Annotated in this window: 21 protein-coding genes; 15 read left to right on the top strand and 6 right to left on the bottom strand. The window is 62.3% G+C overall.

Annotation, left to right across the window (positions count from 1 at the left end; translation table 11 throughout):
- Positions 1–3: 3 nt before the first annotated feature.
- Positions 4–1,032, bottom strand: a complete 1,029-nt coding sequence (gene flk / locus ATE40_RS13960) for a flagella biosynthesis regulator Flk (RefSeq protein WP_019453763.1) — start codon at positions 1,030–1,032, stop codon at positions 4–6.
- Positions 1,033–1,237: 205 nt separating this feature from the next.
- Here flk and ATE40_RS13955 point away from each other — a divergent pair, with 205 nt between their 5' ends.
- The 4 genes from ATE40_RS13955 to ATE40_RS13940 are packed head-to-tail and all read left to right on the top strand — an operon-like array spanning position 1,238 to position 4,892.
- The gene (locus ATE40_RS13955; protein WP_019453762.1) at positions 1,238–1,600 is read left to right on the top strand and encodes a hypothetical protein; all 363 of its coding nucleotides are present in this window, start codon (positions 1,238–1,240) and stop codon (positions 1,598–1,600) included.
- Between the two features lie 49 nt (positions 1,601–1,649).
- Positions 1,650–3,686: a protein-disulfide reductase DsbD family protein gene (locus tag ATE40_RS13950; protein WP_063919791.1), complete on the top strand. Its 2,037-nt coding sequence runs from the start codon at positions 1,650–1,652 to the stop codon at positions 3,684–3,686.
- Positions 3,683–4,399 (top strand): DsbA family protein, encoded by a 717-nt coding sequence (locus tag ATE40_RS13945; protein WP_063919790.1) that lies wholly within the window; start codon positions 3,683–3,685, stop codon positions 4,397–4,399. The genes ATE40_RS13950 and ATE40_RS13945 overlap by 4 nt, the downstream gene beginning before the upstream one ends.
- Entirely contained in the window at positions 4,392–4,892 is a 501-nt protein-coding gene (locus ATE40_RS13940; protein WP_019453759.1) for a protein disulfide oxidoreductase, read from the top strand. Before ATE40_RS13945 ends, ATE40_RS13940 begins: the two co-directional genes overlap by 8 nt.
- Here ATE40_RS13940 and pdxR read toward each other — a convergent pair.
- Positions 4,889–6,355 carry a MocR-like pyridoxine biosynthesis transcription factor PdxR gene (gene pdxR, locus ATE40_RS13935; RefSeq protein WP_063919789.1) on the bottom strand — a complete coding sequence of 489 codons (1,467 nt, stop codon included), beginning with the start codon at positions 6,353–6,355 and terminating at the stop codon, positions 4,889–4,891. The two genes, ATE40_RS13940 and pdxR, sit on opposite strands and share 4 nt — an antisense overlap.
- A 172-nt stretch (positions 6,356–6,527) precedes the next feature.
- Here pdxR and ATE40_RS13930 point away from each other — a divergent pair, with 172 nt between their 5' ends.
- Together ATE40_RS13930 and ATE40_RS13925 are read left to right on the top strand one after the other, a co-directional pair.
- Positions 6,528–7,523: a DMT family transporter gene (locus ATE40_RS13930; RefSeq protein ID WP_025160160.1), complete on the top strand. Its 996-nt coding sequence runs from the start codon at positions 6,528–6,530 to the stop codon at positions 7,521–7,523.
- Positions 7,524–7,679: 156 nt separating this feature from the next.
- Positions 7,680–8,309, top strand: a complete 630-nt coding sequence (locus tag ATE40_RS13925) for a CatB-related O-acetyltransferase (RefSeq protein ID WP_019453756.1) — start codon at positions 7,680–7,682, stop codon at positions 8,307–8,309.
- A 34-nt stretch (positions 8,310–8,343) separates the two neighbouring features.
- Here the strand turns inward: ATE40_RS13925 and ATE40_RS13920 are convergent, their stop codons facing one another.
- The 3 genes from ATE40_RS13920 to ATE40_RS13910 are packed head-to-tail and all read right to left on the bottom strand — an operon-like array spanning position 8,344 to position 11,300.
- Positions 8,344–9,861 (bottom strand): tripartite tricarboxylate transporter permease, encoded by a 1,518-nt coding sequence (locus tag ATE40_RS13920; protein WP_004936157.1) that lies wholly within the window; start codon positions 9,859–9,861, stop codon positions 8,344–8,346.
- Between the two features lie 11 nt (positions 9,862–9,872).
- Positions 9,873–10,304 carry a tripartite tricarboxylate transporter TctB family protein gene (locus ATE40_RS13915; RefSeq protein WP_019453755.1) on the bottom strand — a complete coding sequence of 144 codons (432 nt, stop codon included), beginning with the start codon at positions 10,302–10,304 and terminating at the stop codon, positions 9,873–9,875.
- A 15-nt stretch (positions 10,305–10,319) separates the two neighbouring features.
- The gene (locus tag ATE40_RS13910) at positions 10,320–11,300 is read right to left on the bottom strand and encodes a Bug family tripartite tricarboxylate transporter substrate binding protein (RefSeq protein ID WP_025160161.1); all 981 of its coding nucleotides are present in this window, start codon (positions 11,298–11,300) and stop codon (positions 10,320–10,322) included.
- A 359-nt stretch (positions 11,301–11,659) separates the two neighbouring features.
- Between ATE40_RS13910 and ATE40_RS13905 the strand changes: the two genes are divergently transcribed.
- The 3 genes from ATE40_RS13905 (at position 11,660) to ATE40_RS13895 (ending at position 14,152) form a co-directional block, all read left to right on the top strand.
- A complete protein-coding gene (locus tag ATE40_RS13905; protein ID WP_019453753.1) occupies positions 11,660–11,905 on the top strand; it encodes a hypothetical protein in 246 nt (81 codons plus the stop codon).
- 167 nt (positions 11,906–12,072) lie between these two features.
- A complete protein-coding gene (gene tctD / locus ATE40_RS13900) occupies positions 12,073–12,747 on the top strand; it encodes a transcriptional regulator TctD (protein ID WP_019453752.1) in 675 nt (224 codons plus the stop codon).
- Positions 12,734–14,152, top strand: coding sequence for a sensor histidine kinase (locus tag ATE40_RS13895; protein WP_063919788.1), 1,419 nt, complete (start codon positions 12,734–12,736; stop codon positions 14,150–14,152). Before tctD ends, ATE40_RS13895 begins: the two co-directional genes overlap by 14 nt.
- On the opposite strand, the gene ATE40_RS13890 is transcribed toward ATE40_RS13895, so the two are convergent.
- Positions 14,149–15,069, bottom strand: a complete 921-nt coding sequence (locus tag ATE40_RS13890; protein WP_019453750.1) for a DMT family transporter — start codon at positions 15,067–15,069, stop codon at positions 14,149–14,151. The two genes, ATE40_RS13895 and ATE40_RS13890, sit on opposite strands and share 4 nt — an antisense overlap.
- 117 nt (positions 15,070–15,186) lie before the next feature.
- Here ATE40_RS13890 and ATE40_RS13885 point away from each other — a divergent pair, with 117 nt between their 5' ends.
- The 6 genes from ATE40_RS13885 (at position 15,187) to accD (ending at position 20,973) form a co-directional block, all read left to right on the top strand.
- Complete coding sequence (locus ATE40_RS13885) at positions 15,187–15,960, top strand: AraC family transcriptional regulator (protein WP_019453749.1); 774 nt, start codon at positions 15,187–15,189, stop codon at positions 15,958–15,960.
- Positions 15,961–16,013: 53 nt separating this feature from the next.
- Positions 16,014–17,135, top strand: coding sequence for a 4-phosphoerythronate dehydrogenase PdxB (pdxB, locus tag ATE40_RS13880; RefSeq protein WP_019453748.1), 1,122 nt, complete (start codon positions 16,014–16,016; stop codon positions 17,133–17,135).
- Between the two features lie 124 nt (positions 17,136–17,259).
- Positions 17,260–18,270: an aspartate-semialdehyde dehydrogenase gene (locus ATE40_RS13875; protein ID WP_063919787.1), complete on the top strand. Its 1,011-nt coding sequence runs from the start codon at positions 17,260–17,262 to the stop codon at positions 18,268–18,270.
- On the top strand, positions 18,270–19,091 hold the full coding sequence (gene truA / locus ATE40_RS13870) for a tRNA pseudouridine(38-40) synthase TruA (RefSeq protein WP_019453746.1): 822 nt from the start codon (positions 18,270–18,272) through the stop codon (positions 19,089–19,091). The genes ATE40_RS13875 and truA overlap by 1 nt, the downstream gene beginning before the upstream one ends.
- A 78-nt stretch (positions 19,092–19,169) precedes the next feature.
- Positions 19,170–19,832 (top strand): DedA family protein, encoded by a 663-nt coding sequence (locus tag ATE40_RS13865; RefSeq protein ID WP_019453745.1) that lies wholly within the window; start codon positions 19,170–19,172, stop codon positions 19,830–19,832.
- 232 nt (positions 19,833–20,064) lie between these two features.
- Complete coding sequence (gene accD, locus ATE40_RS13860) at positions 20,065–20,973, top strand: acetyl-CoA carboxylase, carboxyltransferase subunit beta (protein ID WP_004936126.1); 909 nt, start codon at positions 20,065–20,067, stop codon at positions 20,971–20,973.
- The last annotated feature ends 48 nt before the right edge of the window (positions 20,974–21,021 follow it).

The raw sequence follows: 21,021 nt of genomic DNA, 5'->3' as shown, positions 1-21,021 counted from the left end.
GCGTTAAAACACCAACGCCAGCACGACCGCCAGCGCCAGCAGCAGCAGGATCAGCGCCACGGCGGGCTTGCTGAGCGCTTTTTGCAGCGGCAGAGGCAGGGCGGCGATCAGCGGATTGAGCAGCGGCTGCGGCTCGACAGAGTGGCTGACGATAGGCTGGGCCTGGCCGGCCTTATCCAGACGGCGGGCAAACAGCTGATGAATGGCGTCGCTCATTTGCGGATGCGTCAGCGGCGCATTGGCGCCGCAGTTGAAGCGCGCCTGGCAGTAGTCGTTCATCTGCTGCAGCTCTTGTTCATCCGCCGGCTGTTTGAGCGCCGCCAACAGGTTGTTCAGTGTCGGCGCGCTCTGCGGGCTGAGTGCCACCTTCACCTGCAAGAACTGGTTCAATAGCTGGAAGTGGCGTGCCGGCAGCGGATCGTTGGTTTTTACGCCCGCCAGGTCGAACAGCGTTTGCCAGATTTTAGCCGGCGCTTCGCCGGTGGCGGCGCTGAGTTTGGTGACCTGCTGTTGCAGGCTTTGATGCTCTGCGGGCAGCAGCGGGCGATCGCTGGTGGCGGTTTGCTGCGGCTGGGGAATGGTCAGGCCGCCGGTCTGCAGCAGATTCAGCACCTGCTGCAGTTGCGGTGGGCTCAATTGGCTCAGCACCGTGTGGCCAAACTGCTGACGAATAAAATCGCTGACCGCCTGGCGATTGTTGCCCTGCGGCAGCAATTCGGCCAGCTGTTGCAGCAGCTGGCGCCCGGCATGGTTTTGCTGCGCCTGTGCCAGGCGCGTTTGCAGCAGCTGTTCCGCCGGTTGAAAATGGCGCGCCAGCAGTTCACCGCCGTTGTCGGCGCCGAGATCGTGGCGCAGCGAGGCCCAGATCTCGGCCGATTTTGTCGGGCTGAGCGTCATGATTTTCACGATCAGCTTTTCCAGCGTCGTGCGCTGTGCCGGAGAGAGGGGTTGATCTTCAGTGGCCGCCGTTTTGCCCGGGGAGGGAGGGCGTTCGCCGGCGATTGGGGCGCCCGGCCCACTCAAAGGTTGCATATCACCAGTCCTTCGCTGTGTATCCCCGCAGGGTGCCTGGAGGAGAGAATCATCATGGTACCCGGCGAAAAGCGCAGGCTTACTGACTATGATACCTGTAAATCGCCGCCATCAATACCGCCGCCCAGACATTTCTTTACCGACAAAACGTTGCTAATCGCGCCTGCGCCGCTAAGATAACCGCAGACCTGAACGTGAGGATGGCATGGTTAAACGGCAGCGGATTGCAAAATGGTTTTTATGCCTGGCTTGTCTGGTGGTGCTGACGTGCATGACCCAGCGCATGGCTGGCCTGCATGCGCTGCAGCAAACGCTGGGGATCCCGGCCGCCACCGCCGTTCAATCCGGCGATGAGGCCGCCGAAGCGCAGCCGACGCCCTGTGAGCTGAGCGCCAAGTCATTGCTGGCCGCGCCGCCGGTGATGTTCGAAGCCGTGCTGTTCGGATTGGGCTTGCTGCTGGTTCTGTTGGCACCGACCATCGCTGCGCGCCTGCGCATTCCTCCTCCTCGCGCCATTTCACCGCCCACCCTCAGGGTGCACCTCCGATTATGCGTCTTCCGTGAATGAGTTAATCGCCCGTTTTTCGCGGTGAATTAATCATTTATGGAGAATTAACATGTTGAAAATCATCAGGCTGGCCTGCGCTTGCCTGTTTATGCTGTGGCTGCCTGCTTCACAGGCGGCGGACAGCGGCTGGCTGCAAAATCCAACCAACGATCATGCCAAGGTGCGGCTGCGCGCCGACACGTCACAGCCGGGGGAGACCCGTCTGCTGCTGTCGGTCGAGCTGCAAAAAGGCTGGAAAACCTATTGGCGCTCTCCGGGCGAAGGCGGCATCGCGCCGGCGATAGTCTGGCAAGGCAACCCGCCGCCGGCGACCTGGCACTGGCCGACGCCGCAGCGTTTCGAGGTGGCCGGCATTTCCACCCAGGGTTATCACGATCGGGTCGCGCTGCCGATCGTGATGCCAGGTCAGGTATCCGGCCCGCTGGCGGGCACCCTGACGCTATCCACCTGCAGCAATGTCTGCATTCTGACCGACTACCTGTTCAGCCTGGATCTGACGACGCCGAACGATCCGCAGTTTAACCACGACTTCGCACAGGCGATGGGGCAGGTGCCGATCGCCGCCGGGGTGGCGGAGAGCGTCAAGGCCGGTTACCGCAGCGGCGAGCTGCAGATTGCCGCCGAACGCGCCGCCGGTTGGCGGCAGCCTGCGCTGTTCTTCGATACGCTGGCGGATGCCGATCTCGGCAAGCCGCAGGTCGAGACCGACGGTGCTCAACTGCTGGCGCGAGTGCCGGTCAGCGATGGCTGGGGCGATGCGGCGCCGGATCTGCGCGGCAAAACGCTGACGTTGGTGATCGACGACGGCGGTATGGCGCAGCAGATCACGCTGCCGATTGGCGATCCGCTGGTCGCGCCCGCCGCTGCGGCGTTCCCGCTATGGCAGGCGGTATTGATGGCGCTGGCAGGCGGGTTGATCCTCAACCTGATGCCGTGCGTGCTGCCGGTACTGGGCATCAAACTCGGTTCGATCCTGCAGGTGGAGCGGCGCGATCGGCACAGCGTGCGTTTGCAGTTCCTGGCGTCGTCGCTGGGCATCGTCGCCTCGTTTATGGCGCTGGCCTTGCTGATGACGCTGCTGCGGCTCGGCAACCATGCGCTCGGCTGGGGCATTCAGTTCCAGAATCCGTGGTTTATCGGCTTTATGGTGCTGGTGACGCTGCTGTTCAGCGCCAACCTGTTCGGTCTGTTCCATCTGCGCCTCTCGTCCGATCTGAATACGTCACTGGCGACCCATAACGGACACGGTCTGAGCGGCCATTTTTGGCAGGGCGCTTTCGCTACGCTGCTGGCGACGCCGTGCTCGGCGCCGTTTCTCGGCACGGCGGTGGCCTTCGCGTTGGCGGCGTCGCTGCCGGTGCTGTGGGGCATGTTCATTGCGCTCGGCATCGGCATGAGCCTGCCGTGGCTGCTGATTGCCGCCTGGCCGTCGCTGGCGCTGCGGTTGCCGCGCCCCGGCCGCTGGATGAATACCGTCAAGCTGGCGATGGGGCTGCTGATGCTGGCGTCGTCGCTGTGGCTGCTGAGCCTGCTGAGCAATCATATCGGCGCGCAGGCCACGCTGTGGCTGGGGGCGTTGGCGCTGCTGGCGTTGCTGTTGGCGGTATGGCGTCAACAGGGGGCGCGGTTGGCGGCCAAACTGGCGGCGGGCACGTTGGTGTTGGCGGGCGTGGCCCTGCTGGCGGGATCGCTGACCGCCGGCCTGTGGCGCCAGCCGTTGCAGGATCGGGTGCCGTGGCAACCGCTGAGCGAACAGGCGATTACCGAGGCGCTGGGCCAGCATAAGCGAGTGTTCGTCGATGTGACCGCCGACTGGTGCGTGACCTGTAAGGCCAACAAATTCAATGTGCTGTTGCGTGATGACGTGCAGCGAGCGCTGAGCGCCGACGATGTGGTTGCGCTGCGCGGCGATTGGAGCCGTCCGTCGGCCGACATCAGCGCCTTTCTGCAAAAGCGCGGCAGCGTCGCCGTGCCCTTCAACCAAATCTATGGCCCCGGCAGCCCGGACGGCGTGGTGTTATCCCCGCTGTTGACCCGTGACGCCGTGCTGCAAACGCTTTCCGATGCCAAAGGAACCGAAAAATGAAAAAATTACTGATTTTACTGATGATTATCGCCGCCCCGGCGTGGGCCGCCGAACCTTTCACTCCGGCGCAAGAGGCGCGTATCAAAGAGATGATCCGTGAAACGCTGGTGTCCAATCCGGACATTCTGGCGCAGGCGGTGGACGCCTGGCAGCAGCAAACCGCTGGCGAGCAAATCAGCCAGGCTATCAAGCAGAATGCCAAAACGCTGTACCAGGATCCGGCCAGCCCGCATCTGGGCGCCGCCAATCCCAAACTGACGTTGGTGACCTTTACCGACTATAACTGCCCGTACTGCAAGCGTTTTGATCCGATGCTGGAGAAGATTGTCAAGCAATACCCGGATGTGGCGCTGGTGGTGAAACTGCTGCCGTTCAAGGGCGAAAGCTCGGTCAGTTCGGCGCGCGTGGCGCTCACCACCTGGCAACAGCACCCGGACCAATTCTGGGCCTTGCACCAGCGGCTGATGGCGAAAAAAGGCTTCCATGACAACGCCAGCATCGCCGCTGCGCAAGAGAAAACCGGCGTCAAGGCGGTGGCGCCCAGCGAACAGAGCATGACCACGCTGCGCACCAATATGGAATTGGCGGAGCAATTGGGCGTGCAGGGGACGCCGGCGACGCTGATCGGCGATCGGATGTTGCCGGGAGCGGTGTCGTATGAAGAGCTGGAAGCGATGGTGAAACAGCAGCTGGCGAAGGCCAAAAATGGCTAAGCTCAAGCGCTGGGGGCGCGAGTTGTTGCTGCTGGCGCTGATCGCGCTGGCGGTGGTGACGGTGATGGATTGGCTGAACGCGCCGCAGGCGCCGCCGGCCTTCGATGCCCAGACGCTGACCACGCTGGACGGCGAGAAGGTGTCGTTGGCGCAGCTCAGCCACGATCGGCCGCTGCTAGTTTACTTCTGGGCCAGTTGGTGCGGCGTTTGCCGCTTCACCACGCCGGACGTCGCCCGCTTGCAGGCGGCGGGCGGCAACGTGCTGACCGTCGCGCTGCGCTCGGGCGACGATGCCCAGGTGAAGCAGTGGCTGGCGCGCAAACGGCTGGCGCTGCCGGTGGTCAACGATCCGGCCGGCGCGCTGTCGGCGCAGTGGCGGATTGGCGTCACGCCGACCTTCGTGGTGATCTCGCAGGGCAAGGTGGTGCAAAGCACCACCGGCTGGACCAGCTACTGGGGCATGAAGCTACGGCTGTGGTGGGCCGCCGTCTAACCGGCGTTTTTCTCCGTTATTACCTCCTCAATCGCCCGGCACAGCCGGGCGATTCCTTCTTCAATCTGCGGCGGCGAGTTGGCGGCAAAGTTCAGCCGCAGGCCGTGTGCGCCCAGCTGTTCCTGAGCGTAAAAGCATTCACCGCGCGCGAAGGTGACGCCGTACCGCCAGGCCACCGGCATCAGTTCGGCGGTGGTCACCGCCTCAGGCAGCGTCAGCCAGATAAACAATCCCCCCTGCGGCGTTTCGAAGCGGCACCCCGGTGGCAACCGCCGTTGCAGCGCGTCGACCATCACGTCCAGATGGCGGCGATAGACGCGCCCGGCGCGCCGCAGCTGTTTGTCGTAACGGCCGACGGTGACGAAGGCGTCCAGCGCCCGCTGGATCAGGCTGGAGCTGGTGAAGCTATCGACGTGCTTGCGCCGCGCGAAGCGCTGATAGTGTTCGCTGTCCGCCACCAGATAGCCGATGCGCATGCTGGGCAGCAGCATCTTGGAAAAGGTGCTGACGTAGATCACCGCGCCCGGCTGCGCCAGCGCGCGCAGCGACGGCAGCTGTTTGCCCTGATAACGCAGATCGCCGACGAAGTCGTCCTCCAGGATCACCACCCCGGCCTGTTGGGCGATCGCCAGCAGGCGCCGCCGGCGGGCCTCGCTCAGGCAGCGGCCGGTCGGGTTGTGGAAATTGGGGATGGTGTAGATCAGTTTGGGGCGGTGGCGTTCCAACAACTCCGGCAGCAAATCCACCCGCATGCCGTCGCGGTCGCCGGGCACGGTGACGATATTGATGCGGTGCTGGCGCAGCAGGCCCAGCGCTTCGGCGTAGGTCGGTTCTTCGACGATCACCGAATCGCCCGGTGCCAGCAGGCTTTGCACCACCAGGCTGATGGCGTGCTGCGAACCGTTGGTGATCAGCACCTGTTCCGCCTGCGTGGGGATGCCCTGGGCGCTGAGAATACGGCTCAGCGTATCGCGCAGCGGGTAGTAGCCGCAGTATTCGCCGTAGCTGAAGGCCTCTTCCGCGTGGCGGCTGAGCACCGACAGCAGCACTTTGCGAAACGCCTCCAGCGGAAACACCTTAGGGCTGCCGACGCCGGCGGCGAAGTTGATCAGCCCCTCCGGCAGCGGCGCGTCGGCGTAGCCGTCCAGCCGCGAGGTGAGGGTGGTGAAACTCTCCAGCGAGAAAGGCGTATCGCTGCTCGGCCGGGTCGGGCGCGCCTGCGTCTGCGGATGGGCAACATAGGCGCCGCTGCCGCGCAGCTGGTGCAGAAATCCTTTGGCCGCCAGTTCGGCGTAGGCGTTATCCACCGTCAAACGGCTGACCGCCAGTTCGGCTGCCAGCGTGCGCGTCGAGGGCAGTTTGTCGCCATCGACGAACACGCCGGTGAGGATGGCGCGCCGCAACGCTTCTTCGATCTGCAAATAGAGCGGAACATCCTGCTCGCGATCTAACGGGATATGCATGCGAAATTGGCTCGGTTATGGAGAGTGATTTTTACTATACCCCATGTCAGCAAGCCTTCAAGCGCCGAAAAGTGGCCTGCATGACAACGCCGTAAAGTGGCTATAGTGGGAAAAAATGGCCGCGTTACACTGTGTGCCTGAGTATGTTTGTCGCCATTTTTCCGAGGATCCCATGTCATTACCGTCAGGCGTTTCCGCCCGGCCGGCGCTGCCCGGCGCGCGTCTCTTGCAGGGCAGCCACCAGGGTTACGTCATCGCCATTATCAGCGCTATGCTGCTGGCTTTTACCGCCATCATCATCCGTGCGCTGACCGAGTACTATCACCTGCCGACCTTCGTGTTGGCGTTCTGGCGTGCGGCGTTGGTGGCGCTGGTGCTGTTGCCGCTGCTGTTGCTGGTGAAGCCGCAGTGGGCACGCCTGCGCCGTGAACAGGTGGTGTTTTACGCGCTTTACGGCCTGTTGCTGGCGCTGTTCAACAGCCTGTGGACGCTGTCGGTGGCGTTGAACGGCGCGTCGGTGGCGACGATCCTGACCTACTGTTCGGTGGGGTTTACCGTGTTCCTCGGCTGGGTGATGTACAGCGAACGCCTGACGCTGCGCCAGCTACTGGTGATCGCCATCAGCCTGGGCGGCTGTTTCCTGGTCAGCAACGGCGACAGCATGGGCAACAGCCACTTCGATCTGCTGGGGTTGCTGGTGGGGATGCTGTCGGGCATCGGCTATACCCTGTATACCCTCGGCGGGCGGGTGGCCAGTGAACGCGGCTATCCGGTGTGGAACACCATCCTGTACGTGTTCGGTTTTTCGGCGCTGTACCAGCTGGCGTTTAACGCGGCGCTGACGGCGTTCCCGCTGGCGGCGTTTCACGGCATGGCCGGTTCTCTGTGGTTCCTGTCGCACGGCGCACAGGGCATCCAGTGGAGCGGCTGGCTGTTGCTGCTGGCATTGGCCGCCGGGCCGACGCTGTTGGGTTTCGGGCTGTATAACATCAGTCTGAAAACGCTGCCGCTGGCGGTGGCCAACCTGATCCTGTCGCTGGAGCTGGTGTTCACCGCGGTGATCGCCTATTTCCTGCTGGGGGAAAGCATGAATCAGCTGCAGCTGCTGGGCAGCGCGCTGGTGATGGGGGGCGTGTTGCTGTTGAAAAGCAAGACCGCTGAGGCGTGATGGGTTACCATTGCGCCTCGCAAGAGAGGCACTAATGATGAATAACCCGAGATTGAAACGAGCGCTTATCGCTTGATCTGCCGTGTTGAGTGAACGACAACACGGCCACAGACACTCCGTTCCGTGGCTTTTATTCCCGCAACAAGAGAATACGCCATGTCCGAAAAACACTGGTCTCAAACCGAACTGCTGCATCAGACGGTGACCAACCCGAATATCATCGTCAAAGGCACCCACAGCTACTACAGCGATTGCTGGGATAGCGGCTTCGAACGCTCGGTGGTGCGCTATCTGCACGGCGATGCGGTCAGCCGCCAATGGCAGCCGCTGGGTGAAATAGACCGCCTGCTGATCGGCGATTATGTATGCATCGCTGCCGAAGCAGTGATCCTGATGGGGGGCAACCACACCCACCGCATCGACTGGCTGAGCCTGTACCCGTTTATGGCAACCATCCAACAGGCATACCGTCCCAAAGGCGATACCCGGCTGGGCGACGGCTGCTGGATTGGCATGCGGGCGATGTTGATGCCGGGGGTAGCGATAGGCGAAGGGGCGATCGTCGCTGCCGGCAGCGTGGTGGTCGGCGACGTGGAGCCTTACGCCATCGTCGGCGGCAATCCGGCGAGGTTTATCCGTTGGCGATTCGCGCCGGAAATCATCGCGCGTTTGCTTGCCTTGCGCATCTATGACTTGTCCGAGGCGGAGTTTGCGGCGATCCAGCCGTTGCTTGCCGATAACGATATCGGGGCGTTGGAAAGAAGAATGGCGGCCTTAGGCCGTTAAACATAACGGGCGGGGGATCCCCGCCCGTTTCGCATTACTCGGCCTTGGCCTCGGTCGCCAGATGGCGGCGTTTGCGCATCAGGCGCAGCAGCGGCGGCAGCGCCAGCACCGCCACCGCCAGCACCAGCAGCGTTTGCGCTATGCTGCTGCTCCACAGGATGCCGAATTCGCCGTTGCTGATCGACAGCGCGCGGCGCAGGTTTTGCTCCAACATCTCACCCAGCACAAAGCCCAGAATCAGCGGCGACATCGGGAAATGCATTTTGCGCAGGATATAGCCGAACACCCCCAATCCGACCATCAGCAGCAGGTCGAAGGTGGTGCTGTGCACCGCATAAACTCCCACCGCCGACACTGCGGCGATCGCCGGTACCAGGAACCACAGCGGGATGGTCAGCATGCGGGTGAACAGACCGACCAGCGGCAGGTTCATGATCAGCAAGATGACGTTGGCGATCAGCAGTGCGGCGATCAGCCCCCAGACGATATCCGGCTGTTCGGTGAACATCGCCGGGCCGGGGGTGATGTTGTACAGCGTCAACGCGCCCATCATCACCGCCGTGGTACCGGAGCCCGGCACCCCCAGCGTCAGCATCGGAATGAACGAACCGCAGGCCGAGGCGTTGTTGGCCGCTTCCGGCGCCGCGACGCCGCGGATATCGCCTTTGCCGAAGGTGTCGCTGTTGCCGCTGATTTTCTTCTCGGTCATGTAGGTCAGCGCGCTGGCGATGGTGGCGCCGGCACCCGGCAAAATGCCGACGAAGAAGCCGATCACCGACGAACGCAGGGTAGGGCCTGCGCACTGCGCCGCCTCTTTGCGGTTGAACAGCAGCCGGCCGGTTTTACGCACCAGCTTCTGACCGGCGCTGGTGCTCTCCAGCATCAGCAGGATTTCACTGACCGAGAACAGGCCGATCACCACCACGATAAACTGCACGCCGTCAGAAAGGTGCACGCTGTCGAAAGTAAAGCGGTAAACGCCGGTGTTGGCGTCGACGCCTACCGTCGCCAGCCCCAGGCCGATCAGCGCCGCCAGCAGCGATTTCAGCGGGTTCTGGCTCATCATGCTGCCGAGGCAAGCGATAGCGAACACCATCAGAGCGAAATACTCCGCCGGGCCGAAGGCCAGCGACCAGCGTGCCAGCAGCGGTGCGAACAGGATGATGCCACCGATGGCGATCATCGAGCCGACGAACGAGCTGACCGCCGAAATAGACAGCGCCACGCCGGCGCGCCCCTGCTGGGCCATCGGGTAGCCGTCCAGCGCGGTCATGATCGCCGCCGCGTCGCCCGGCACGTTGAGCAGAATCGACGAGATGCGTCCGCCGTACTCGCATCCGATATACACCGTCGCCAGCAGGATCAGCGCCGATTCGGCCGGCAGTTTGAGGGCGAACGCCAGCGGCAGCAGGATCGCCACGCCGTTGATCGGCCCCAGCCCCGGCAGCAGGCCGACAATGGTGCCGACAAAGCAGCCGATCAGGGCGATAATCAGGTTCTGCGGCACCAGCGCCACTTCGAACCCTTGGGTCAAATACATCCAGGTATCCATCATCGCTCCCGTTAGCTCAGCCAGGCGCCGAGCGGCAGTGTGACATCGAGAAGTTGGTCAAAGGCGTAATACAGCGCGGCGCCCATGACGACGCCGGAGATGGCCGCCGCCGGCAGGCTGGCCTGAAACAGCAGGCCGATGCTGAACGTCAGCAGCGCGGTCGCCAGCGGGAAGCCCAGCCATTCAAAGCCCCAGGCATACAGCACCAGGGTGATCACCAGCACCAGCAGCCGCTGCAGCACCTTGTTGTGCGGCCACTCCACCGCCTGCGGGCGGCGCAGCAACAGCAGGGCCGCGCACAGCGCCATCAGGCTGAGGATCGCCAGTGGGAACGGGCGCGGCCCCAGCGGTTCATAGCTGTATTCGCTCTGGATGCCCCAACCGATAAACAGCCCGCCGATACACAGCAGCAGCCAAAAGCCGGCAAAAATACGATCGCTCATGGTTTTCCCCTGCGGTTATTTGGCCAGGCCGAACACTTTCGCCTGCTCGCGGTATTGGGCAACCTGATTCTTCACGTAGGCGTCCAGCTCTTTGCCGGTCATGTTGAACTCGAACAGGCCGCGCAGATCGCGCTGCTGCTTGAATTCGTCGGTCGCCATCATTTTCTGGAAGGTGTCGATCCACCACTGATACTCCTCATCGCTGACCTTCGGCCCGACGTAGAAGCCGCGAATGATTGGCCACACCAGGCTGTATCCCTGCTCTTTGGCGGTGGGAATGTCGGCCAACTGGCCCGGCAGGCGTTGCTCGGCATACACCGCCAGCACGCGGATCTTGTCGCCCTGCAGGTAAGGCACCATTTCGCTCAGGTCGCCGGAGACCGCCTGGATGTGGTTGCCCAGCAGCGCGGTCACCGGCTCGCCGCCGCCTTCGAACGCCACGTAGCGCATCTTGCGCGGATCTACGCCGACTTCGCGCGCCAGCAGCGCGGTTTTCATCCAGTCCTGGCTGCCGATGGAGGCGCCGGCGCCGAACACCACGCTGTTGGGATCTTTTTGGAAGGCGTCCATCAGGTCTTTCAGCGTTTTGTAGGGCGAGTCGGCGCGCACCGCAATCATGCCGTAGTCGGTGCCGACCGCCGCCAGCCATTTCACGTCGTCCACGTTGTAGCGACCGAACTTGCCCTGAGAAAGGTTGAGCAACGAGCCGCCGGAGAACGCCACCACGGTGCCGAACTCCGCCGGGCGCTGTGCGACGATGGCGTTGTAGGCCACCGCGCCGACGCCGCCGGGCATATAGGTGACGCGCATCGGTTTATCGATGGCCTTGGTGTCCTGCAGCGATACCTGAATCAGCTTGCAGGTCAGATCGAAGCCGCCGCCGGGCTTGGCCGGCGCGATGCATTCGGTGCGTTTGGGCGCTTCCACGGCAAAGGCCTGATTGGCCGCCAGCAGCAGGGCGGCGGCGGTAAAGGTACGGGTCATTATTTTTTTCATTGTGACTTGCCCTCGGTATTGTTCTGGTTGTGAATCCCGCCGGGTGCGGTTGCGGGATTGTTAAAACAACAACCTTTCATTTACCTTTCAGCGGACGGAAAAGTTTCCAGTCTGTGATTGGGGTCTCTTGTCGCGAGCGAATAGCGGGTGGGCTACCATAGAAAGGAAGAGAAGAACAGGGCGCAAAACCGGCTAAAACCCTGCGTAATATCAGGTTCGGCGTTTTGCTTTCGCGATAAAATCATGAGCACTGAAATGAATAGAGACGCAGTGATATGTTTTCGTTAGGGAAATTGTTTGGCGGTAGGGACAGCGCCAAAGTGTGCGCGATTAAACGGTTGCCTGAAGTCTATGCTGAGATGGCCGGAGAAAACGCGCAGTGTCGTTTGAAACGCCTGCGCGCCGATATAGGCGTATTCGAGCTGCATTTTGTCAACGCCGACGGTGAAAAGTATGTCTGTGCGATGACCGCCTGCGTGACCGGCATCGATCTGGTGTTTGCCGCCAACAACCGCTCCGTGCTGGTGCCTTCGCCGTTTACCGCCGACAAGCTGCGCCCGGTGTTGGATATTGCTCTTGCCGATAGCCCCATCCCGCTGATCTGACCCCACCTACGATCGCGCGCCACTACGCATAATTGTGTGCCAGCTCCCAAAACTGGCGGCGCAGTGCTCTTTTATCCCCTTATTTTCCATGCCATTCTCTGTTATCGGCCTGTTAACAGGCGCTGCATCGGCGCCGGGTTGTTCAGGTAAATCAATGGAATGGGAACATGCGACTGTTATTGGTTGAAGATCACCCCGAGCTGTCTCACTGGTTGCAAAAAGCGCTGACCGGCGCCGGGTTTGCCGTCGACGTCGCGCCGGACGGCGTGGCGGCCGACCACCTGTTGCTCAATGAACGCTATGCGCTGGCGGTGCTGGATGTAGCGCTGCCGCGTTTGAACGGGCTGGAGCTGCTGGCGCGTCTGCGCAAGCGCGGGCAGGATCTGCCGGTGCTGCTGCTGACGGCGCGCACCGACGTAACCGATCGGGTGAAAGGCCTGAACCTGGGGGCGGATGATTATCTCACCAAGCCGTTCGAACTGGACGAGCTGGAGGCGCGCATTCGGGCGTTGCTGCGCCGCAGCGTCGGCGCCGCGCAGCCGGCTTTGCAGTATGGCGCGCTGACCTACCACGACGAAGGCTACTTCTTGCTGGAGAGCCGGCCGCTGGCGCTGACGCCGCGCGAACTGTCGGTGTTGACCGCATTGATGCACCGGCGCGGCCGTCCGGTGGCCAAGCAGCAGCTGTTTGAGCAGGTGTTTACGTTGTCCGACGAGGCTAACCCGGAGAGCATCGAGCTTTACGTACACCGTTTGCGGAAAAAGCTGCAGGGCAGCGACGTGGCGATCGTCACGCTGCGCGGTCTGGGCTACAGCCTGGAACTGTGCAATGCGGTGGTTTAACGCGCCGCGTTCGCTGTTCTATCAACTGCTGCTGTTTTTTGGCCTGCCGCTGCTGGCGTTGGGCGGCATCTCTATCTACACCCACTATTTCAGCGCCATGAGCGCCGCCACCCTGGCTTACGATCGCACGCTGCTGGCGTCGGCGCGCACCGTGGCGGAGCGACTGGTGGTGCGCGAAGGCAAGCTGGCGGTCGATGTGCCCTATGTGGTGCTCGACAGCTTCGAGCGCAACATGAACGATCAGCTCTATTACGAGGTGATCTCGCCGCAGGGGCAAAGCATCTCGGGCTATGACGATCTGCCGTCGCTGCCGCCCCACATCCCGCGCTCCACGCTCTACCCGGCGCTGGTGCATTTCTATGATGCGGAATACCTCGGCCGGCCGATCCGCGTGGCGGCGCTGTTTCAACCGGTCAACGAGTCGGGCGTAAGCGGCATGGCGACCATCCTGGTGGCGGAAACCCTGGAATCGCGCCGTTACCTGGCGCGACAGATGATGATCGCGGCGCTGTTGAGCCAGGGCACGGTGGTGGTGTTGACCCTGATCCTGGCGTTCGCGCTGCTCAAGCGAGTGTTGAAGCCGATGCGCAAACTCTCCGGCATCATGCTGCGGCGCGATCCGGGCGAGCTGACGCCCTTGCCGCGGGTTCTTCCGTGGTCGGAGATGCAGCCGCTGCTGGTGGCGTTCAATCGTTACATCGAACGGCTGCGGCTGATGGTGGCGCGTCAGGAGCGCTTTAGTGCCGATGCTTCCCACCAGCTGCGCACGCCGTTGACGGTATTGAAGACCCAGGTCGGGGTGGCGCTGGCCAGCGATCGGCCGCAGCAGTGGCGTGAAAGTCTGCAGGCGATGAGCGCGACGCTGGATAATACCGTGGCGCTGACCGACCGGCTGCTGCACCTTTCACGCCTGAAGGCCAGCGAGCACCAGGCCGAGCGTAAACTGCAGCCGGTCAATCTGGCGCAGGTGCTGCGCGACGCCTGCTTCTCTCGCCTGCCGCAGGCGCGCAGTAAGCAGATCGATCTCGGTTTCGAAGGCGAGGCGGCGTGTCAGGTGGCGGGGGAGGCGTTGCTGCTGGCCGAACTGTGCGCCAACCTGTTGGACAACGCGCTGAAATACACGCCGCGTCAGGGCGTGGTGACCGCTCGTCTTACTCAGGATAAGGCGGTGGGGGAAGGCGTGCTGGAGATTGAAGACAGCGGCCCCGGCATCGCCTTGCAGGACAAGGCGTTGGCGCTGCAGCCGTTTCACCGGCTGGACAATGTGGGCGATCAGCCGGGCGCCGGTTTAGGGCTGGCGTTGGTGAAAGACATCACCGCGTATCACGGCACCCGCCCGGAGCTGCTGAGCTCCGCCGCGCTGGGCGGCCTGTTGGTGCGGGTGCGTTTCAGGTTGCTGCCTTAAGCCTGTTCTTTGCAGGATTCGGCGTTGGCCGCCGGGGCTTTGGCTTTACGCGTCAGCGGCGTGCGCAGCCGCTGCGACAGGATCACGCCCAGCAGGGTGATGCCGCCGCCGATCAGGTGGTAACCGTGCAGCTGCTCATGCAGGAACAGCACGGCGATGGCGGCGGTGAACACCGGCGCCAGGTTCATGAAGATCGAGGCGGTATTGGCGCCCAGTCGCATCACGCCCTGGATCCACAGGAACGGGGCGATGATTGAAGCCGGAATGCCGGCGAACAGCACCAGCGGCAGGTTATGGCCGTTCAGTCCAACATCCTGAGCCATCAGGAAGTTAGGCAGCAACAGCAGCACGCCGAACAGGATCTGCACGTACAGCGATTGCCAGTTCGGCAGCGCGATGGCCCAGCGTTTGGTCAACACGCCATACAGCGCGTAAGAGGCGGTGGCGAGCAGCATCATCAATTCCCCCTTGCCGATGCCATGTTGCAACAGCACGCCGGGCTGGCCGCCGCTGACCAGCCAGATCAAACCGCAGAAGGAGAGTATGCTGCCGAGCAACACGCCGACGGTCGGCGCAATGCGCAGCAGTACGATGCTGATGAGGATGGTCAGCAGCGGGATCAGCGACACGATGATGCCCATAAACAGCGCGCTGACGCTGTGCGCCGCGTAATAGGCCAGGCTTTGATACAGCACCATGCCCAGCAAGCCGAGGATCATCAGTTTCCACCAGTTGGCGCGCACCTGCGCCCAGTTGCGCAACACGCCCGGCAGCACGAACGGCGTCAGCGCGATCAGCGCCAGCAACCAGCGGTAAAGTGAAATGGCCGCCGGATCGATGGCGGTGGCGGAGAGTTTGCTGACGACGGCGTTAATCGACCAAATCAGCACGGCCAACAGCGGGAAGAGCATATTCATGATAATTATTCTCAATAACGTCCAACATGCTGGCTAGTCTACGCGTGTCCGGTTTATCATATATAGCGATATCCAGACAAAAATCGGCGTAAACAAGACAAATCACGGGACGAAACCATGCCAGAAATCCGCCATTTCCCCGAGTCGCTGATCCCGGCGCCCAACCCGGTGCAGTTCCGCTGCGAGGAGTTTAACGCACGCACCGAATTCCAGCCGCACAGCCATACCTGGGGCCAGTTGATGTGGGTCAAAGCCGGGGTGATGGTGCTGCGCATCGGCGGGCAGCGCTTTCTGGCGCCGCCGGAATTCGTGCTGTGGGCGCCGGCCGGCATCGAACACTCCTGCTATAACCAGCGGCTGGCGCAGTGCCGCATGGTGGACATCACGCCGGCGCTGTGCGTCGGCATGCCGGCCGACCCTTGTCTGGTGAGCGTGACGCCGATATTCCGCGCCATCGCCGAGGATTTCTATGCGCGCAAGCAGTACATCCCACAGGCGGAAGAGGATTTGCGCCTCTGTCAGGTGCTGATCGATCAGCTGCGCCTGTCGCCGCGCCAACAAACCTATCTGCCGTCGTCGGACGACAAGTTTTTGGCCCCGGTGCTGGAAGCGCTGGAGCATTGCCCGGCGGACAACACCTCGCTGGCGGCCTGGGCGGCTCGGGTCTACACCACCGAGCGCACCCTGTCGCGCCGCTGCCAGCAGGATCTGGGCATGTCGTTCAGCGAATGGCGCCAGCGCCTGCGTTTCCTGCACGCCGTGTCGCTGCTCGAACAGGGAAAAACCGTGCAGGAAGTGGCGTTGGACGTCGGCTACAGCTCCGCCTCGGCGTTTATCGTCATGTTCCAGCAGATCGCCGGCACCACCCCTGAGCGCTTTCGCCGTGCCTGATTCAGTGGCACACTATTTCGCAGACCAATAGCCGTAAACCGTCGGAGAACGCAGTGAAGATTCTGGTTGATGAAAATATGCCGTATGCGGCCGAGCTGTTCAGCCGCCTGGGCGATGTGCAGGCGGTGCCTGGCCGCCCGATCCCGCGCGAGGCGCTGGCGGGTGCCGACGCGCTGATGGTGCGTTCGGTCACCAAGGTAAATGAAGAATTGTTGGCCGGCAGCCGCATTGGCTTTGTCGGCACCGCCACCGCCGGCACCGATCACGTCGATGACGCCTGGCTGCAGCGGCAGGGCATCGGTTTTTCCGCCGCGCCGGGCTGCAACGCCATCGCGGTGGTCGAGTATGTGTTCTCCGCCTTGATGCTGCTGGCTGAACGCGACGGTTTCCACCTGCGGGATAAAACCGTCGGCATCGTCGGCGTGGGCAACGTCGGTTCGCGCCTGGACGCACGCCTCAAAGCACTGGGCGTGCGCACGCTGCTGTGCGATCCGCCGCGCGCCGATCGCGGCGACGCCGGGGAATTTTTGCCACTGGAGAAACTGGTGGCCGAAGCCGACGTGCTGACCTTCCACACGCCGCTGAATAAATCCGGCCCATACCATTCGCTGCATCTGGCGGATGCCGACCTGCTGGCGGCGCTGCCGGACAACCGCATTCTGATCAACGCCTGTCGCGGGCCGGTGGTGGATAACGCCGCGCTGCTGCAGGCGTTGGAAAAGGGCAAAAAACTGAGCACGGTGCTGGACGTGTGGGAACCGGAGCCGGACCTCTCCTTGCCGCTGCTGGCGCGGGTGGATATCGGCACTGCGCACATCGCCGGGTATACGCTGGAAGGCAAGGCACGCGGCACCACCCAGGTGTTCGAGGCTTTCAGCCGTCATCTGGGGCAGCCGCAGCAGGTAGCGCTGGCCTCGCTGCTGCCGCCGCCCGAGTTCAGCCAGATCCGCCTCAACGGGCCGCTGGATGAAGCGCGGTTAAAACGATTGATGCACTTGGTGTATGATGTGCGCCGCGATGATGCGCCGCTGCGCAAAGTCGCCGGGCAACCGGGCGAGTTCGATCGCCTGCGCAAGCACTACCAGGAGCGCCGCGAGTGGTCTTCGTTGGTCGTGCAATGCGATGACAGCGCCAGCGCCGAGCTGCTCGGCAAGCTGGGCTTCAGCGTGGCGTAGGCCATCTCGTCAACGCGTAAGGTTGTCTTAAGCCAACGCCGCTACAGTGAGCGGCAAAGATTATCGGGCGGTGGCTGCACTGCCCGTCTGCTTTTATGAATGAAATACTCTGGAGAAAACCCCAATGTCTGACGGCTGGAATATCGCGCTGCTCGGCGCCACTGGCGCGGTAGGTGAAGCGTTGCTGGAATTGTTGCAGGAACGCCAGTTCCCGGTGGGTGAGCTCTATCCTCTGGCAAGCGAGCGCAGCGCGGGCGCCAATGTGCGCTTCAACGGCAAGTCCATTCTGGTGCAAAACGCCGAAGAGTTCGACTGGTCGCAGGCGCAGCTGGCCTTCTTCGTCGCCGGCAGCGAAGCTTCCGCGCGCTATGCTGAAGAAGCCGGCAATATGGGCTGTCTGGTGATCGACACCAGCGGCCTGTTCGCCATGGAGCCGGATGTGCCGCTGGTGGTGCCTGGCGTTAACCCGCAGGTGCTGGCGGATTACCGCAACCGCAATATCGTCGCGGTGGCCGACAGCATGGTCAGCCAACTGCTGACGGCGATCAAACCGCTGACCGAACAGGCGGGGCTGTCGCGTCTGCACGTCACCACGCTGATGTCGGTATCGTCGCGCGGCAAGGCGGCGGTGGACGATCTGGCCGGCCAAAGCGCGCGTCTGCTGAATGGCATCCCGGCCGAGGAGGGCGTCTTCGGCAAACAGCTGGCGTTCAACCTGCTGCCGCTGATTGCCGACGAACAGGGCAGCGTGCGCGAAGAGCGCCTGATCGTCGATCAGGTGCGCAAGGTGCTGCAGGATGAAGGTTTGCCGATCTCGGTGAGCTGCGTGCAGTCGCCGGTGTTTTATGGCCACGCGCAGGTGGTGCACCTGGAAGCGCTGCGTCCGTTGTCCGCCGAGGAGGCGCGCAGCGAGCTCGAAGAGGTCGAGGACATTCAGCTGAGCGAAGAAGACGATTACCCGACGCAGGTCACCGATGCTTCCGGCAGCGATGCGCTCAGCATCGGCTGCCTGCGTAACGATTACGGCATCCCCGAGCTGCTGCAATTCTGGACGGTGGCGGACAACGTGCGCTTCGGCGGCGCGTTGATGGCTGTCGAAACCGCCGAGCGTCTGGTGCAGGAGCAGATGTACTGATGTCTGAGGTGGTCTCGTCCGCTCAGCCGACGCTGAAGATCGCGCTGGGCATCGAATATGACGGCAGCCGTTATTACGGCTGGCAGCGGCAGCAAGAAGTGGCCAGCGTGCAGGAGCGGCTGGAGCAGGCGTTGAGCAAGGTGGCGGATGCGCCGATCAACGTGCTGTGCGCCGGGCGCACCGACGCCGGCGTGCACGCCACCGGGCAGGTGGTGCATTTCGAAACTACCGCGCGCCGCAAGGACGCCGCCTGGACGATGGGGGTGAACACCCATCTGCCGCCGGACATCGCGGTGCGCTGGGTGAGCCCGGTCGCCGACGATTTTCACGCGCGTTTCAGCGCCACCGCGCGCCGTTACCGCTATATTATTTTCAACCATCGCTACCGGCCGGCGGTGCTGCAGCAGGGGGTGACGCATTTTTATCACCCGCTGGACGCCGATCGCATGCACCGGGCGGCGCAGGCGCTGCTGGGCGAGAACGATTTCACCTCGTTCCGTGCGGTGCAATGCCAGTCGCGTACCCCGTGGCGCTTCGTAAAACACGTTAAGGTTACGCGCTACGGCGAATATATTGTGGTAGATATCAAGGCGAATGCCTTTGTGCATCACATGGTTCGCAATATCGTCGGCAGCCTGATGGAGATCGGCTGCGGCAATCAGGATGAGAACTGGATGGCCGAATTGCTGGCGCTGAAGGATCGCAATCTGGCGGCGGCGACGGCACGAGCCGAGGGACTGTATCTGGTTTCCGTGGACTATCCCGACCACTTTGGCATACCGCGGCCGCCGATGGGGCCGCTGTTTTTACCCGACGATTAAACGCCGGCACGCCTGAAAGCGTCGCTCCCTTGTGCTTCTGCCGGGTGATTGAAACACTCGGCATCAATGAGAGAATTTATGGATATCATCAAGTTTATTATTGATTTCATTCTGCATATTGATGTGCATCTGGCCGAACTGGTCGCACAATACGGCATGTGGGTCTACGCTATTCTGTTCCTGATCCTGTTTTGCGAAACCGGTCTGGTGGTGACGCCGTTCCTGCCGGGGGATTCTTTACTGTTCGTCGCCGGCGCGCTGGCGGCGTTGCCGACCAACGATCTGAACGTGCACACCATGGTGGCGTTGATGGTGGTGGCGGCGATCCTCGGCGATGCGGTGAACTATACGATCGGGCGGCTGTTCGGCGAGAAGCTGTTCAGCAATCCGAATTCGAAAATCTTCCGCCGCAGCTATCTGGACAAGACGCATCAGTTCTATGAGAAGCACGGCGGGAAAACGATTATTCTGGCGCGATTCGTGCCGATCGTGCGCACTTTTGCGCCGTTCGTCGCCGGTATGGGGCATATGTCCTATCGCCACTTCGCCGCCTACAATGTGATTGGCGCACTGGTTTGGGTGCTGCTCTTCACTTATGCTGGCTACCTGTTCGGCGATCTGCCGGTGGTGCAGGAGAACCTGAAACTGCTGATCGTCGGGATCATCATCGTTTCGATTCTGCCGGGCGTGATTGAAATTTGGCGCCACAAGCGCGCGGCCGCCCGCCAGCAAAAACAGTAAAAACATCGCTCAACCTGTCGGTTCGACCAGTTTTTTGTCCACAGCGTCGGGCCGATATGGTTTAATGAGCGACATTATGGTCTGTTCCTGCGAACAACCCTGAAGCCGATGCCTCAGTCGCCGCGCTTGCCGCGCCGCGAACGGGCATTTTTTCATTGGGGTGTTTTCGGGGGGATTGTTAAAGCATGAACAGCGGACTGGCGTGTGCCAGGTTCAAACAGAAAGGTCATCGATGAGCTGGATTGAACGAATTCTTAACAAGAGCAATATCACACAAACCCGTAAGGCGAGCATTCCTGAAGGGGTCTGGACCAAATGCGACAGCTGCGGCCAGGTTCTCTACCGCGCCGAGCTGGAGCGTAATCTGGAAGTGTGTCCGAAGTGCGACCACCACATGCGTATGGGCGCGCGCGCGCGTTTGCATACCCTGCTGGACGAAGGCAGCGAAGTGGAGCTGGGCAGCGATCTGGAGCCGAAAGACGTTCTGAAATTCAAGGATTCCAAACGCTATAAAGATCGCCTGGTCGCCGCACAGAAAGCGACCGGCGAGAAAGACGCGCTGGTGGTGATGAAGGGCACGCTGTACGGCATGCCGATCGTCGCAGCGTCCTTCGAGTTCGCCTTTATCGGCGGTTCGATGTCTTCCGTGGTCGGCGCACGTTTCGTGCGCGCGGTTGAGCAGGCGCTGGAGGACAACTGTCCGCTGGTGTGCTTCTCCGCCAGCGGCGGCGCGCGTATGCAGGAAGCGCTGATGTCGCTGATGCAGATGGCGAAAACCAGCGCGGCGTTGGCCAAAATGCAGGAGCGCGGCTTGCCGTACATCTCCGTGCTGACCGACCCGACCATGGGCGGCGTTTCCGCCAGTCTGGCGATGCTGGGCGATATCAACATCGCCGAACCGAAAGCGCTGATCGGCTTCGCCGGCCCGCGCGTGATCGAGCAGACCGTGCGCGAGAAACTGCCGCCGGGCTTCCAGCGCAGCGAATTCCTGATCGAAAAAGGCGCGATCGACATGATCGTTCGCCGTCCGGAAATGCGCCAAACGTTGGCGAGCATTCTGTCGAAGCTGACTAACCAGCCGCAGCCGCATTTCGATGAGGCCGCGCCGGTGATTGAACCGGAGCAGCAGGCCGACGCCTGAGGCAAAGACAGATCCCGCCCGGGTTCAGCCGCCACTTTGTGGCTAAGT

Origin of the sequence: Serratia surfactantfaciens, from assembly GCF_001642805.2 — a bacterium.
GTDB lineage: Bacteria > Pseudomonadota > Gammaproteobacteria > Enterobacterales > Enterobacteriaceae > Serratia > Serratia surfactantfaciens.
Note: the sequence above shows the minus strand (reverse complement) of the source record. Positions and strands in the feature narration are given on the sequence as shown.